The 15,169-nt window shown below is 30.7% G+C and carries 16 protein-coding genes; 4 read left to right on the forward strand and 12 right to left on the reverse strand.

What is annotated here, in order from left to right:
• Window positions 1-20 precede the first annotated feature (20 nt).
• Complete coding sequence (locus tag ACTTBK_RS03550) at window positions 21-1,160, forward strand: glycine cleavage T C-terminal barrel domain-containing protein (RefSeq protein ID WP_440618588.1); 1,140 nt, start codon at window positions 21-23, stop codon at window positions 1,158-1,160.
• On the opposite strand, the gene ACTTBK_RS03555 is transcribed toward ACTTBK_RS03550, so the two are convergent.
• Together ACTTBK_RS03555 and ACTTBK_RS03560 are read right to left on the reverse strand one after the other, a co-directional pair.
• Complete coding sequence (locus ACTTBK_RS03555) at window positions 1,157-1,924, reverse strand: ABC transporter permease (RefSeq protein WP_262589435.1); 768 nt, start codon at window positions 1,922-1,924, stop codon at window positions 1,157-1,159. The two genes, ACTTBK_RS03550 and ACTTBK_RS03555, sit on opposite strands and share 4 nt — an antisense overlap.
• Window positions 1,914-2,846, reverse strand: coding sequence for an ABC transporter ATP-binding protein (locus ACTTBK_RS03560; RefSeq protein ID WP_440618589.1), 933 nt, complete (start codon window positions 2,844-2,846; stop codon window positions 1,914-1,916). Before ACTTBK_RS03560 ends, ACTTBK_RS03555 begins: the two co-directional genes overlap by 11 nt.
• Before the next feature lie 69 nt (window positions 2,847-2,915).
• On the opposite strand from ACTTBK_RS03560, the gene ACTTBK_RS03565 reads away from it, so the two are divergent.
• On the forward strand, window positions 2,916-3,284 hold the full coding sequence (locus tag ACTTBK_RS03565) for a thioredoxin family protein (protein WP_440618590.1): 369 nt from the start codon (window positions 2,916-2,918) through the stop codon (window positions 3,282-3,284).
• 1 nt (window position 3,285) lies between these two features.
• Here ACTTBK_RS03565 and ACTTBK_RS03570 read toward each other — a convergent pair whose 3' ends face one another.
• A complete protein-coding gene (locus ACTTBK_RS03570) occupies window positions 3,286-4,725 on the reverse strand; it encodes a sodium:solute symporter family transporter (RefSeq protein WP_440618591.1) in 1,440 nt (479 codons plus the stop codon).
• Window positions 4,726-4,853: 128 nt separating this feature from the next.
• Between ACTTBK_RS03570 and mgrA the strand changes: the two genes are divergently transcribed.
• Window positions 4,854-5,882 carry an L-glyceraldehyde 3-phosphate reductase gene (gene mgrA, locus ACTTBK_RS03575; RefSeq protein ID WP_440618592.1) on the forward strand — a complete coding sequence of 343 codons (1,029 nt, stop codon included), beginning with the start codon at window positions 4,854-4,856 and terminating at the stop codon, window positions 5,880-5,882.
• Between the two features lie 85 nt (window positions 5,883-5,967).
• Here the strand turns inward: mgrA and ACTTBK_RS03580 are convergent, their stop codons facing one another.
• Window positions 5,968-6,261, reverse strand: coding sequence for a hypothetical protein (locus ACTTBK_RS03580; RefSeq protein ID WP_262589440.1), 294 nt, complete (start codon window positions 6,259-6,261; stop codon window positions 5,968-5,970).
• Between the two features lie 3 nt (window positions 6,262-6,264).
• Window positions 6,265-6,777 (reverse strand): pentapeptide repeat-containing protein, encoded by a 513-nt coding sequence (locus ACTTBK_RS03585; protein ID WP_440614551.1) that lies wholly within the window; start codon window positions 6,775-6,777, stop codon window positions 6,265-6,267.
• A 105-nt stretch (window positions 6,778-6,882) separates the two neighbouring features.
• Here ACTTBK_RS03585 and ACTTBK_RS03590 point away from each other — a divergent pair, with 105 nt between their 5' ends.
• A complete protein-coding gene (locus ACTTBK_RS03590; protein ID WP_440618593.1) occupies window positions 6,883-7,947 on the forward strand; it encodes a tartrate dehydrogenase in 1,065 nt (354 codons plus the stop codon).
• On the opposite strand, the gene ACTTBK_RS03595 is transcribed toward ACTTBK_RS03590, so the two are convergent.
• From ACTTBK_RS03595 to ACTTBK_RS03625, 7 genes are all read right to left on the reverse strand, one after another.
• On the reverse strand, window positions 7,944-8,981 hold the full coding sequence (locus ACTTBK_RS03595) for a Gfo/Idh/MocA family protein (protein WP_440618594.1): 1,038 nt from the start codon (window positions 8,979-8,981) through the stop codon (window positions 7,944-7,946). The two genes, ACTTBK_RS03590 and ACTTBK_RS03595, sit on opposite strands and share 4 nt — an antisense overlap.
• A gap of 1 nt (window position 8,982) precedes the next feature.
• Window positions 8,983-9,966, reverse strand: a complete 984-nt coding sequence (locus tag ACTTBK_RS03600; RefSeq protein WP_440618595.1) for an aldose epimerase family protein — start codon at window positions 9,964-9,966, stop codon at window positions 8,983-8,985.
• 8 nt (window positions 9,967-9,974) lie between these two features.
• A complete protein-coding gene (locus ACTTBK_RS03605) occupies window positions 9,975-10,736 on the reverse strand; it encodes an SDR family NAD(P)-dependent oxidoreductase (RefSeq protein ID WP_440618596.1) in 762 nt (253 codons plus the stop codon).
• The gene (locus tag ACTTBK_RS03610) at window positions 10,736-11,515 is read right to left on the reverse strand and encodes an ATP-binding cassette domain-containing protein (protein WP_440618597.1); all 780 of its coding nucleotides are present in this window, start codon (window positions 11,513-11,515) and stop codon (window positions 10,736-10,738) included. The genes ACTTBK_RS03605 and ACTTBK_RS03610 overlap by 1 nt, the downstream gene beginning before the upstream one ends.
• Window positions 11,515-13,110 (reverse strand): ABC transporter permease, encoded by a 1,596-nt coding sequence (locus tag ACTTBK_RS03615; protein WP_440618598.1) that lies wholly within the window; start codon window positions 13,108-13,110, stop codon window positions 11,515-11,517. The genes ACTTBK_RS03610 and ACTTBK_RS03615 overlap by 1 nt, the downstream gene beginning before the upstream one ends.
• Window positions 13,111-13,181: 71 nt before the next feature.
• Window positions 13,182-14,087, reverse strand: a complete 906-nt coding sequence (locus tag ACTTBK_RS03620) for a sugar ABC transporter substrate-binding protein (protein WP_262589451.1) — start codon at window positions 14,085-14,087, stop codon at window positions 13,182-13,184.
• 177 nt (window positions 14,088-14,264) lie between these two features.
• The gene (locus ACTTBK_RS03625) at window positions 14,265-15,167 is read right to left on the reverse strand and encodes an ROK family protein (RefSeq protein ID WP_440618599.1); all 903 of its coding nucleotides are present in this window, start codon (window positions 15,165-15,167) and stop codon (window positions 14,265-14,267) included.
• Window positions 15,168-15,169: the final 2 nt, after the last annotated feature.

A 15,169-nucleotide genomic window follows, 5' to 3' on the forward strand; every position in this document is an offset into this window, starting at 1 on the left:
CAGACTGTTAAGCCTCTCAAATGTCTAATAAAAATTTTGGTTTTGGAACACAAATAAGAAAATCTCCTTATTTCGATGCTACTGTAAAATGGGGAGCAACAGGTTTTTCTGTATATAATCACATGTATATTCCAAGGGATTTTGGAAGTCCTGAGCAAAACTTTTGGAACCTTATTGAAAAATCAATTTTATGTGATGTTGCAGTCGAAAGACAGGTCGAGATCACTGGTCCTGATGCATATAAATTTACTCAGCTTTTAACTCCTAGAGATCTTTCAAAGTTATCAGTTGGACAATGTAAATATGTTTTAATCGTAAACAATGATGGCGGTATCTTAAATGATCCAGTTTTATTAAGACTGGCTGAAAATCATTTTTGGTTATCTTTAGCAGATAGTGATGTTTTGTTATGGGCACAAGGTGTTGCAGTTAACTCAGGTTTAGATGTTAAAATATCTGAACCAGATGTATCCCCTCTACAGTTACAAGGCCCTACCTCACAAGAAATAATGGTCAAACTATTTGGTAAAGATATCAGAGATCTTAAATATTATTGGTTAAGAGAATATGAACTTGATGGAATTCCATTAATTGTATCAAGAACTGGTTGGTCAAGTGAACTTGGTTACGAAATATATTTAAGAGATGGCTCAAGAGGTAATGAACTTTATGAAAAAATAATGGAAGCTGGTAAAGAACATGGTATTCAACCTGGTCATACATCCTCTATTAGAAGAATAGAAGGTGGTATGCTTTCTTATCACGCAGATGCAGATATTCATACAAATCCATTCGAATTAGGATTTGATCGATTAGTTAATTTAGATGCTGATATAAATTTTATAGGTAAAGAAGCACTTAAAAAAATCAAGCAAGAAGGAATTAAAAGAAAACAAGTTGGTCTTATCATTGATTGTGATCCATTATCAGGACCAAACACAACTTTTTGGCAGATTGAAAAAGATGGCAAGACAATTGGTAAGGTAACTTCAGCTGTATATTCACCTAGATTGAAAAAGAATATTGCACTTGCAATGATTGAAGTTAATCATTCAGAGTTAGGCAATAAATTAGACATAGAAACTCACGAAAGAAAATGTTCTGCTACAATAGTAGAAAAACCTTTTTACGACCCAAAAAAGAAAATAGCTAGTAGCTAAGATTTAATATTGTATCCTTTTTTCAATAGAACTGTAACAACAGTTACACATGACATCAAAAATACTACCATTGAAATAACACTCACCCAAATATTGAAATCTGAAACACCATAAAAGGCAAATCTTAAACCATTAATTAAATAAACAACTGGGTTAAAATAAGTAACTGTTTGCCAAAACTCAGGCAACATATCTAAAGAATATAAACTACCACCTAAAAATACCATTGGCGTAATAACTAAAGTTGGGATGATAGACATTTGCTCAAAATTAGAGCTCATTAAACCAATTAAAAAACCAAATAAAGCAAATGTAAATGCTACTAATACTAACAAAAATATCATTAACAATGGATACATTACTTGAACCTCAACAAAAAACGTTGATGTTAAAAATATAACTAATCCGACTATAAGAGTTTTAGTAGCACCAGCACCCACAAAAGCTAAAACAATTTCAAAAGTTGAAATTGGTGCAGCTAAAATTTCATAAATAGTTCCATTAAATTTTGGAAAAAATATCCCAAATGAAGTGTTACTGATTGACTGAGTTAACAACGTTAACATTAAAAGACCAGGAACAATAAAAGATCCATAACTAATTCCATCAATCTTTTCTACATATCCACCAATTACAGATCCAAAAACAATAAAATAAAGAGAGGTTGATAGAACTGGTGAAAATAATGATTGCATCAATGTTCTCTTAAATCGATCCATTTCATGTAAGTACATTGCTCTAAATGCGTAATAATTAAACTTCATTGTTCTCCTTTACTAATGTCACAAATATTTTCTCTAAAGTAGTTTGTTCAGTTTTTAAATCTTGTAATTTTAAATTTGCATCTTTTAAATCTTGTAACAAGTTAGTTATTCCAGTGCTTTTAGCTCTAACATTATATGTGTAATTGATTGATTTTTTTTCTTCTCCAATTTCTAAATTATACTTATCTAAACTGCTTGGGATTTCAGTGATTTCTTCTTGAAGATCTACTGTAAGCTTTTTATGTCCCATTTTTTTTAATAATTCTTTTGTTTCATCAACAACGATAATTTCTCCTTGATTGATTACTCCTACTCTATCAGCGATTGCTTCTGCTTCTTCAATATAATGAGTGGTAAGAATAATTGTTACACCAGTTTTTCTTAGTGTTTCAACTACCTTCCACATGTCTTGACGTAATTCAACATCAACACCAGCTGTTGGCTCATCTAAAAATAATATAGTTGGCTCGTGAGACAATGCTTTTGCAATTAATACCCGCCTCTTCATTCCTCCAGACAACTGTCTTAATCTTAAATCTTTTTTATCCCATAAACTTAGATCTTTTAAAATTTTTTCAATATGTTTTGGATCTGGTTTTTTTCCATACAAACCTCTTGAATAAGAGACATTGTTAAAAACTGTTTCAAATTGTTCTAAAGTTAATTCTTGTGGAACTAATCCAATTCTGGATCTTGTTTCTCTGTAATCATCAATGATATCAAAATCATCTACAGTAACTTTTCCTGAAGATGGTCGAACGATTCCACAAATAATACTTATAAGAGTAGTTTTACCCGCACCATTTGGTCCAAGCATTGCAAAAATTTCACCTTTTTTAATGTTTAGGTTTATTTTCTTTAGTGCTTCAAAGCCATTATCGTAGACTTTTGATAGATTATTTATGCTTATTTGATCAGACATGAACTAGGCATATATAGAGACAATTTATTGTATTACAATATTTTAAAATTTGTTTACAACCCACGATTAATGAGAAAAATTTTTGTATTTATTTGTTTTATCTTTGCATTCACTACTAATGTGATGGCTAAAGAAACAACTTATACTAAAGAGCTGTTTGATAAGGCTTTAGCGGATGGAAAAGTTGTGGTGGTTAGTTCTTGGGTTAAATATTGCACATCTTGTGCCAGCCAAATGAAAGTTCTTGATAAAGCAAAAAATGATTTTGATAATATTGAATACTTTAAATTTGATATAACCAATAAGGAAATTGCTAAATTTTTTAATGTTCAATATCAAACGACACTTTTAATTTTTAAAGATAATAAAGAAGTTTACAGAAGTATTGGTGAGACTACCAAAGAACTTATTTATGATGCTTTAAAATCAGTGATCTAAATTAATTACTTTTCAATTTCAAAATTACTGCTGGTAAAAAAGTTGCAACAACAAATGATAAAAATAATAAAGATTGTGCAACAAAAGGTGAAAATAAATCTTTAGACATCAATCCCCCAACCAATAAACTCTTAGAAAAATCTGGATAAGGAAACATTAAAAACCCACCAATTAAACCGATTATAATTGAAACATATGCAGTTTTTTCATTTACCTTGTTATAAAAACTGTAAAAGACGGTGAACACAAACGCACAACAAAATAAATCTGCAAGTAAAAATAAATACAAAATATCAAATCCTTTTGATGCAACACCAAATGCTATCAATGATAAAAATACGATAAAGTATTTAGAAATTTTTAAATAATCTGTTTTTTTATCTAAATTAAAAGTTGCTTTACCATCAACAACAAACAAACTTGATATTGCATTAACCAATGTATCAACTGTTGAAATTGTTAAAGCTAAACCAAGAACAATAATAATTAAAGATAGTGTTTCAGTTTGTTCTTTTAACAATAAAGTAAAAAATCCCAAATCAGCTCTAGCTGATGGATCAATAGAAAATGACACCATTCCAATAAAGCCCATTAAAAAAACTATCGGTACAATTACAAAAAAAGAAATTATCAATGCTGATTTTAAAGTATTATAATCTTTAGCAGCATAAACTCGTTGCCAATTTCCTTGGTGAAATAAATTGGTAGCTGCAACAGCTATAAAAAAAGTTAATCCAGCAGTATAACTTGGAATATAAGATGAACTTAATAATTGCGGATTTTTTTCTTTAATTAATGCAAAAGAAAAATTATCTCCTGTTGATGAACTGATAATTAAAATTAGAATTAATAAAAGAAAGCCAATAACAATCATTTGAATATTATCAGTAAATATAGAAGCTCTTAATCCGCCATAAAGAGTGTACGTTAAAGTCGCTAAAAGGACTATTAATGCAGTGATCCAAAGATCTGTACCCGATAAATAATTTATCAAAACTGCAACAGCTGTCACCTCTGCGCAAAGAAAAATAAACATGTAAAAGATTGTCATTAACAAAATCAGTTTAAACAAACTTTTTCCAAATTTTTTTCTCATAAACTCAATTAAAGATGAGCCTTTTGGAAATTCTGATCTAATTTTTCTTCCAAAATAGATTAAGAAAATCATAGGAAAAGCTGTACCAAGTGCATAACCAATAACGGCCCCTATTCCTCCCCATGTGGCAGCAGCAACAGGGCCAAATAAAATCCATGCTCCTAAAGCAGACGCAACAAGACTGGTCGTTAATGAAAATAATTCTATATTTCTATTGGCTGTTAAATAATTACTTATTCCTTGGAATTTTTTAGAATGATAAATTCCTAATGCAGCAAATACCAAACTAATAATAATTACTAAAATTAATGATGATGATTGACTTAAAAAGTATGTGTTATCCATTTTATCCCTTTCTGAATTACCGGACAGGTTCGTAGGGTTTAATCTCAGTCTGTTAAGACACCCCTTTGTTTTAAATATATCTTTAATTTTATGTTTTTAAACTAAAATATTAAGTTATATTAAGAGTTATGAACTACAAAGCATCACCAAAAAGATATTCCAACATGAAATATAGAAGATGTGGAAAGAGTGGTGTTGATCTACCTTTAATAAGCCTTGGTCTTTGGCATAATTTTGGTGGTAAACAACTTACATCTGAAGCAAAGAAAATGTTGTTTTATTCTTTTGATTCAGGGATTACTCATTTTGATCTAGCAAATAATTATGGTCCACCAGCAGGAAGTGCTGAGGCTAATTTTGGAAAAATTTTAAGTAAAGAATTTAAAAGATATAGAGATGAATTAATTATCTCATCTAAAGCAGGTTATGATATGTGGGAAGGACCTTACGGTGAATGGGGTTCAAAAAAATATATCATTGCAAGCTGTGATCAAAGTTTAAAGAGAATGGGATTGGATTATGTAGATATTTTTTACTCGCATAGATTTGATCCAAATACACCATTAGATGAAACAGCAGATGCCTTAGAGCTTATTTATAGATCTGGTAAAGCTCTTTATATTGGTATTTCTTCTTACTCCTCAAAGAAAACAATTGAGATGTTTAATATTTTAAAAAAAAGAAACATTAAAATATTTATCCATCAACCTTCTTACTCTTTAATAAATAGATGGTTTGAAAAAGATTTAGATAAAAATTTAATTAAATTAGGAATTGGAACTATTGCTTTTTCACCATTGGCACAAGGAATGTTGTCGGATAAATATTTAAAAGGAATTCCAAAAGCATCAAGAGCAAGTGATCCAAAATCTGCATTAGATAAAAGTTTTATAACTAAAAGAAATATAAAGATAATTTCAGATTTAAATCAAATTGCTAAAAAAAGAGGACAAACATTATCTCAAATGGCTTTAGCTTGGGTATTAAATAATAAAGCAGTTACTACAGCTTTAATTGGTGCAAGTAGTGTAAAACAAATTAAAGAAAATATTGAAAGTTTAAACAATTTAAATTTTTCTAAATCTGAGCTTAAAGAAATAAATAAAAAAGCTAAAGACGGAAATATTAATAAGTGGGCAAGATCTAGTTCTTATTAAAAGAAGTGTTTTTCAATTAAATAATGAAGAGTAAAAATAATTAAAGAAGCACAAATAATTAGAAACACTCTTTCTTGATTACTCATTATTGTTGACCTTTGTGATTCATTATTTCAATCATACACTGAGTAGCATACTCTCTCCACTCTGTAGAATTTTTATTTTTTAGGCTATTTAAATGATCTCGGTTACTTTGAATATCATCTTTATGTTTGAGATAATCAGCCCCATTTAGGTTTGCTTCCATAGAAGAAAGGTTGGTTTCCATTGCTTTTATCCACTCTTTTCCAAGCTCAACACATTTTTGATCATCTTTTTCATCACAGATTTGTTTGAAAAAATTAAAAATAACATCATCAGTATTAACTGAAGTGTTCATATCTTATTGCTCAATACAGGTTCCAATTGAGTCTGGACCACATGTCTTACCATTAGTCCAAGTAGCACCAATCAGATTTGCATTTTCAAAATTTGCATTAGTAATGTTTGCAGATGTAAAATTTGCTTCCATTAAATTAGCATTTTGAAAATTAGCTTCTATTAAAGTTGCCCCCATGAAATCAACTCTTGTTAAGTTTGAATTTGTGAAATTTGTTTTTTCAAAATTTGCACCAATACTGACTGTCTCGTAAAGATTGGCTCTAACAAATGTAGATTCTGGAAAAGTTCCAAAGGATAAATTTGAATTCATCATAATACTTTTGTCTAAGTTTACTTGAACAAAACTTGCAAAAGATAAATTCGAGTTTGGTAGATAACTACCTTGTAGATCCTGTGCATCTGAAAATCTGCATTTAGAATAATCTACACCATCTGTTAATGGATCATCACATGCAGCATTTGAATTTGAAACAAAAAAGAAGCTAAAGAATATTAAAAGAAGTATTTTTTTCATAATCAAAACTAACAAATAAAATATGTCAAAACAATGAAGGTTTGTGCCTTTAAAAATAATTTAACATTATAAATTAAAGTGTTTTTGAAGTATAAAAATCAACCTATGAAAGAATATAACATTGCTTCAATAGCTGGAGATGGAATAGGAAAAGAAGTAGTTCCTGAAGGCTTAAAAGTATTAAAAGACGCTGCTGAAAAACATCAATTCAAAATAAATTTTACAGAATATGATTTTGCTTCATGTGATTATTATGAAAAACATGGAAAAATGCTTCCAGATGATTGGAAAGAAAAATTAGGAAAACATGATGCGATATTCTTTGGTGCAGTTGGAATGCCAGATCAAGTTCCAGATCATATATCTTTATGGGGATCCTTACTTCAGTTTAGAAGAGAATTTGATCAATATATCAATCTTAGACCAGTAAAATTATTTCCTGGAATAAATCCTCCTTTAGCAAATAAAAAACCAGGTGACATTGATATGCTGATTGTTAGAGAAAATACTGAAGGTGAATACTCTTCTGTTGGTGGAAGGATGTTTAAAAATACTGATAGAGAAATAGCTATTCAGGAAACTATCATGTCTGCGCATGGAGTAGATAGAGTTCAAAAATTTGCTTTTGAATTAGCAAAACAAAGAAAAAGAAAAAAATTAACCAATGCAACAAAATCAAATGGTATTTCAATTACAATGCCGTTTTGGGATGAGCGTTTTAATGAAATGAAAAAAAATTATCCAGATATTGAAACCGATCAATATCATATAGATATTTTGGTTGCTAGATTTGTACTTAATCCTGAATGGTTTGATGTTGTTGTTGCATCTAATTTATTTGGAGACATCCTTTCAGATTTAGGACCAGCTTGCACTGGAACTATTGGAATTGCTCCATCTGGAAATATTAATCCTGAAAATAAATTTCCATCTTTATTTGAACCAGTTCATGGTTCAGCGCCTGATATTGCAGGAAAAGGTATTGCTAATCCTGTAGGACAAATTTGGTCAGGAGCAATGATGTTAGATTATTTAGGAGAAAAAGAAGCCTCTAATTCAATTGTTGAAGCTATTGAAAAATCTTTAAGTCAAAAAGAAAATAGAACTAAAGACTTAGGTGGAGAAGCTGATACCTTAAAATGTTCTAATTCAATATTGGCTAATCTTTAAATCTTAACCTTCTTACCAGTTTTTGCACTTTTTGTTATTGCTGCAAAAATCTTAAGAGAGATCAAACCATCATTACCATTAACTTTTGGCTTAACTTTTTTTGATACTACATCTGCAAAATGATCAATTTGGTTTACTAAAGTACTGTCGTCTTTTTTGTTTTTATCTTCATTAACAAAAATCTTATTCCACCAACTACGTTCATTTTTATAGAACCAATATTTTAAATTAGGAAATTGCAATGAACCCTTAGTTCCACCGATCATATATGCAGATTGATTAGTTATAGGATAAGCTGGATTTTCTCCTGCAGTTAACTCATAACTCCATGGAGCAACAATTGTATCTGACAAATTTAATGTACATAGCGCACCTGAATTAAAAATTAAGCTAATAGTTGCTGTATCTTCGACTGCAAATTTTCTAGTTTTATTGGTTGTAAATGCTTGAACGTATTTAATAGATCCAAGCAAATAACAAATCATATCAATATCATGGACTAAATTAATTCCTAAAGGCCCTCCTCCTTTACTAATTCTCCATTTTTCTTTATAATAAGCTTTGTGTTTATAAAGCCAACACAAGACATTTGCTGAAACGATGTTTCCTAATTTACCTTTATCGATTAATTCTTTTACCTTTGATACAATTGAGTTGTGTCTTCTGTGATACCCAATTAATAACGGTGTTTTATTTTTATTAGCACTACTAATAATTTTTTTAGCTGAATTAATATTATCTGAAATAGGTTTTTCTAATAATACTGGAATTTTATTCTTTAAGAAACTGACTGTATGTTTTTCATGAAGTTGATTTGGAGTGGCAACAATTACGGCATCTAAATTCTGTGAGTTTAAAAGTTCGTCTACATTTGAATACAATGGGATTTTATATTTTTTTGATAAATTTTTAGCATTATTACTAATATCTACTATTGAATGAAGATTAGCTTTTTTTGATTTTGAAATTGCTTTTATGTGTTGCAATCCCATTAAACCAGTCCCAACAATTGATATGTTTATTTTTCTATTCATTTTATGAAATATTTATTTTTGTAAAGTACTTATAAAGTTTTTTAGGTTTAATTAAAGTGCTTGGAAAATTTTTATTATTAGGTGCATCTGGATAGTGTTGGGTTTCTAAACAAACACCCTGGTAAGGAGCAAGTTTATTTTTATATTTCAAACCTTGACTAGTATAGAGTTGTACTCCAGGAAGATTTGAATAAAAGTTTAATTGGATATTAGTTTTTTTATTTTTTAAAGAGGCTAAATAATTTTTAGAATTTTTTTTAACACAAAATGTTAAATCAAATCCTAACGCATTTATTTTGTTAGATGTTTTTTTTGTGTTTTTGTTTTTTATAATATCTATTTTTTCTCCAATATTTTTAAATTTATTGAAATCATTAATAGTATTATTAACTTTTTTAAATTTACCGGTTGGAATTAGTTTATTGTTTACTTCAAGATATTTTTCTGAATTTATTTTTAAATCATGATTAAAAATTGTCTCTTTTTTATTTTTATTTAAATTCCAATAACTATGATTGGTTAAACTGACGTGAGTAAATTGATTTGATTTATATTGGTATTTGATAATTAAACTTTTATTTTTAATTTCAAAAACACACTCTGAATTTAAGTCCCCTGGAAAACCTTGGTCTAAATTTTTAGATAACAATTGATAAATAATTTTAGTTTTTGAATGATGTTTAATTTTCCATTCCAATCTATCAAATCCTATTTTTCCTCCGTGTAGAGTATTTCTTCCTTCATTACCATCAAGTTTGAAAGTTTTATTTTTAATCTTAAATTTTGAATTTGATATTCTTCCTGCGTATCTCCCGCAAGTAGCACCTACATAAAAATTTTTACTGCTGTAATTTTTTATAGAACCTAAATTTAAGATTAAATTAATTTTTTTTTGCTTGTCATAAACCTCATACAAGCAAGCACCAATGTTAATTGATTTAATTCTTAAATATTTATTTTCTATCGTCGAACTTTGTACTTTCACAAAGCTTTTTACAACCAGCCCTTATCAACAATGTAAGATTGATTTGTACATCCACCTGATTGCTCTGATGAAAAAAACAATACTGCTTGAGCAAGTTCATGCGGTAATAATCTCGCTTTTAAACATTGATTTTTCATCAAATCTTTTTCAGATTCCTCATTTAACCAAAGATCGATTTGTCTTTGTGTTAATACCCATCCTGGTACTACAGAATTAACCCTAATGTTAAATTCACCTAAATCTCTTGCAAATGATCTAGTTAAACCAACTACCCCAGATTTAGCCGCTGTATAAGCAGCCATTCCACCTTGTCCAACCATCCATGAAGAAGATCCCATATTAACAATCACACCGCCCTTATTTTCAATCATCGATTTTTTAACTGATTGTACTGTGAAAAAATAATGTCTTAAGTTCACATTCATTCTTTCGTTCCAATATTCTTCTGTCACATCATCAATTTTATGTCTTGTATCATTAGCAGCATTATTGATTAAAATATCAATTGGTCCTTTTTTATCTATGATGTCTGCGATTGTCTTTTGAAGTTGTTTTATGTTTAATAAATCACATTCAATAAAAGTTGGTATTGAATATTTTTTGCTTTTTATATCTTCAATTAACTTTTCAGACTCTGATACATTAATATCTATAAAGTAAACTTCTGAACCTTGTTCACAAAAGTGTTCAACAATTGAAGCCCCAATTCCAGAACCTCCGCCCGTAACAAAGACTCTTTTATTTTCTAAATCGTAATATTTTACTTTCATTATAATTCTAATTCTTTAGCTAGATCGCCAATTTTAGCTCCACCTGCCATCAATCTTTTCACATCTTCATTACCTAGTTCTGAAGACAATCCTGAACCAATTACTTCTCCTAAACTTAAAAAAGTAAATCGATCAGCTATAAGACGCGCATGTATTTCATTGTGTGTAATAAGTATAATTGCAATGTTTCCTAAATTTTGAACTTTTTTAATTGTCTTTAAAACTTCCATTTGCTGCTTTTGACCTAACGCTGATGTAGGTTCATCCAATATTAATATCTTTGCACCAAAATAAATTGCTCTTGCAATCGCCAATGTTTGTCTTTGTCCACCTGACATTGTTCCAACTGGTTGATTAGGGTTTGCAATGTTAATTCCAATTTTAGACATCTCCTCTATTGTAATTCTATCCATCTCATCCATTTGCATTAAACCAAATCCCGCAGGACCTTTTATTAATTCACGTCCAAGAAAAAAATTTCTTGTTACTGATGTTAGCGCGTTTAGTGCTAAATCTTGATAAACTGTTCCAATTCCTGCATCAGATGCTTGACGTGGTGAAGTAAAGTTAACATTTTCTCCATCTACTTTTATTTCTCCACTTGTCATAGGATGAACACCAGATAAAACTTTAATCAAAGTTGATTTTCCAGCACCATTATCACCTAACAATGCATGAACTTCTCCTGGATAAACATCTAATGAAACGCCATTTAAAGCAGTAAATGCTCCAAATTTTTTTACTAAATTTTTAATTTCAATTAATGGTTTTTTATCCATTAGATATTTCCCATAATTCGTTTTCTTATATTTTCGTTAGTAAAGGCAGCAGTAACAAGCACTGCTCCAAGGAACACTCTATAGAATGATCCATCAATTCCAGGAATATAAAAGAAAGCTTCTTTTGCAATTCCAAAAATAATTGTTCCTAGAATTATTCCACCTATTGTTCCAAAACCTCCAGTTAATACAACACCACCAATAACAGCTGCAGCAATTGCTTCTAACTCTTTTAAATTACCTTTTGCTGTATCTGCTGTGTTAACTTCAAATACCTGACAAGCTGCAAACATAGTTGCGCAGAATGCTGTGAACATAAATAATGAAATCTTAACTTTATTCGTTGGAACACCATTAGCTTTTGCAGCATTAAGATTTCCACCAGTTGAATAAATCCAGTTACCTGCTTGAGTTTTACTTAAAATTAAATAACAAATAAATGCAATCAGTCCCCAAATCATCAAACAAGAATACATTCCTTTAGCAAAAATGTTTCCGAAGTTATTTACGTTCCAATCTACAGTATAATATAACCAGTTAAATACTGGTTCCATAATATCGCCACCAAAGAAATTAGCTACAGGTCTTGCAGTAACTATGGTGTCGATGTAAGCTTTTGCTATATCGATATCAGTTACCGCTTTTGCTGCAACTTCAGGAACATTAACACCAGCTTCAATTTTCTTTGTCAAAATTTCAACCATTGAGTCATTACCAGATTTTTTTGCCCCAGCTAATGATTTTTCTAAAGTTGCAATCATCTTTTCAGCATTCATAGCAGTTTTGTAAGCTGCAACTTTTTCATTAATATAAGTTAATCGTTCAGTTAATTTTGCAACCGTGCTAGCTGGCACAGTACTTAGAATTTCTAATAATTGGTCATTTGGCAAAGATTTAGCCGCGTCTCTTTCCATTTCTCCATGACCTGGTACATTTATAATGTTTTTGATATCTGGTAAATCTGTAACAGTTGTTGATCCAGCAGTTTGATCAGGAGCTTTGTTAAATGCTCTGTATGATACCTCAGTTAAACCTCTTAAGAAGAAAAGTCCACCTAATGTAACGATGAAAGAAGATATTCCACTCTTAACAATTATCCATCCTTGTATCCAACCAAAAGATAATGTCATACATAATGTAATTAATATTGCTAATAATGGAGATACATCTTGAATTTTAAATAATGTAAATCCTTCAAAATGAAAACCACCTTCAAAAGATATATAAGGAATAACAACAGCAAAACCCCATTTTAGTATCATTGCCATACAACCACCAGCAAATCCAATCATTGATCCAACGGAAAGATCAAATTCACCTGCAATGATTAACATTCCAGCAGCAAGTGCAACGATCCCTAATTGAGCAATTACCCTAAAATTATTTCTAATTCCTAAAGCGTTAAATCCTTCACCAGAGAAAGGGTTAAGAGAAAATTGTCCTTCTGGAATAGAAAAGTATCCCAACATACAAAAAAGTAAAACCATAACTCCAAAAGGTCCAACTTCTGGTCGAGACATAAATGCAGAGTACCATTTTTTTTCACCTTGTCGGTCTGACTCTTGTCTTGGCTTTTTTGTTGTTGATGTATTCATTTAAAAAGACTTATTAATTTTGTTAAAAAAAAAGGGCCGATTGAATAATCGACCCTTTAAATTATTACAGACTATCTATCAATACCTGCTAAAGCAGCAACTGAAGAAGCGTTAGACTTGTCAACGAAGCCAGGTCCTGATGGGATGTTAGCTCCTGGTAAAAGTCCAGCACTGTTGTTGTACAAGTGTAATACGATGATCGGCATATAACCTTGTAATCTTTGTTGTTGATCGATAGTGAAAGCAACTCTTCCAGATCCGATTAAATCCATAACTGCAGGACTTAAGTCGAAGCAAGAGTGGTGTACTGTCATACCTAGATCAGCTAAAGCTTTATCAACAGCTTCACACACGTGTGGTCCTACTGAAAGGATCGCATCGATATCACTGTTAGCTTGTAAAGCAGCAGTTGCTCTAGTTTGAATAGTTGCAGGGTCAGATGTAGTATCAGTCATTTGCATAGGAACAGCTGAACCGTAACCTTCACATCTGTCTACAAGAGCTGTGTTGTATGCTTCTTGAATCATACAAAGTGCTTTAGAAGCACCTTCAGCTTTTGCTCTTTCACCAGCTTTTTGTCCAGCAAGTAATTCTGGCTGACCAACGTGCATTAATGCACCTAGGCTAGCAGAAGACTCTAAACCAGAGTTCATTGTAATTACTGGAACACCAGCAGCAACAGCAGCTTTAATAGCTGGGCCTAATGCATCTGGATCTGGTAAAGAAATTACCATACCATCTGGTTGAGTAGCTGCAGCAGCTTGAATTGAGCTTGCCATATCAGCCATATCAGCAGAAGGGTTGTAGATATATTCGAAGTCAGCACCGATTGCTCTAGCTGCATCTTCACCACCTTTTTGAACTACAGGCCAAAAAGGATCTTTTCCTTCACCATGAGTAATCATGACATATCTTTCAGCGAACGCAGAAGTTGCAAATAATGCAAGAGCTGCAATCGAAAGTATAAGTTTTTTCATTATTTCTCCCTTTTTTTTATGTTTTTAAATTAATTTAAAAGAGGAAATATACCTAGTTTGAGCTAAGTTCATAACAAAAAATATGTTTACAACCTTTAATTGAAATTTTTTTTTAAATTTTTTTCGCTTCTTTGCTTGTCTTTAAAATTTAGAATTTTTCTAAATTTAAATTTATAACTAATATGTCGCGCTTCTTCCTAATCTTGCAGCACCTCTAACGCCACTCGCATCACCGTATCTTGGTTTTAAAAAAACACCTTCGTATTCTCTGCCAATTACAAATTTTCTGACTAATGAATCTATTTCATGTAAGAAATCAATTTCATTTGAAACTCCTCCCCCAAATATAAAAGCATCAGGATCTAAAATATTTATTATGCTTGAAAGTGACATTGCTAAATTAACTTTAAAATCGTCTATAAATTTTTCAGCATCTAAATCATGTTGTCTATTTAATTCAAAAATTTCATTTGTTTTTAAATTTTTTCCATAAAGTTTTTTAAATCTTTTTGCCAAACCTAACCCAGATAAAAAACTCTCAATCTCTGCTTCTCTTGGGTTGCTCGAGTCGAAATTTTCCTTTTTTGCAGCAAAATAAGGAATTTGATTATGACCCCATTCTCCTGCAACACCATTTGGACCACTTACTATTTTTTTATCAATTACTAAACCTCCCCCAACTCCAGATCCTAAAATAATTCCATAAACAATTTTATAATGTGTCCCTGCTCCATCTATGGCTTCTGATAAAGCAAAACAATTTGCATCATTTTCACAAAACACTTCTTTACCTAGTGCTTTACGTAAATCACTTTGAAAAGGTTTTTTTTCTAACCAGCTGATGTTAGGAACGTTTTTAACTAATCCAGTTTGAGGAGAGTGAACTCCTGGATGACAAACTCCAATTGGAAGCTCTTGTTTAAACTCTTCCTCTAATTTTTTATGAATATCTCTTAAAGCAGTAATAATTTGAGTATAGTTTTTTGGACATGCTATTCTTGATCTGTGCTTTTCTTGTCCATCTTTTTCAAGTACAACACTCTCTATCTTTGTTGCACCAACGTCTATACCTACTTGCATAA

Origin of the sequence: Candidatus Pelagibacter sp. HIMB1493 (assembly GCF_052047995.1) — a bacterium.
GTDB lineage: Bacteria > Pseudomonadota > Alphaproteobacteria > Pelagibacterales > Pelagibacteraceae > Pelagibacter.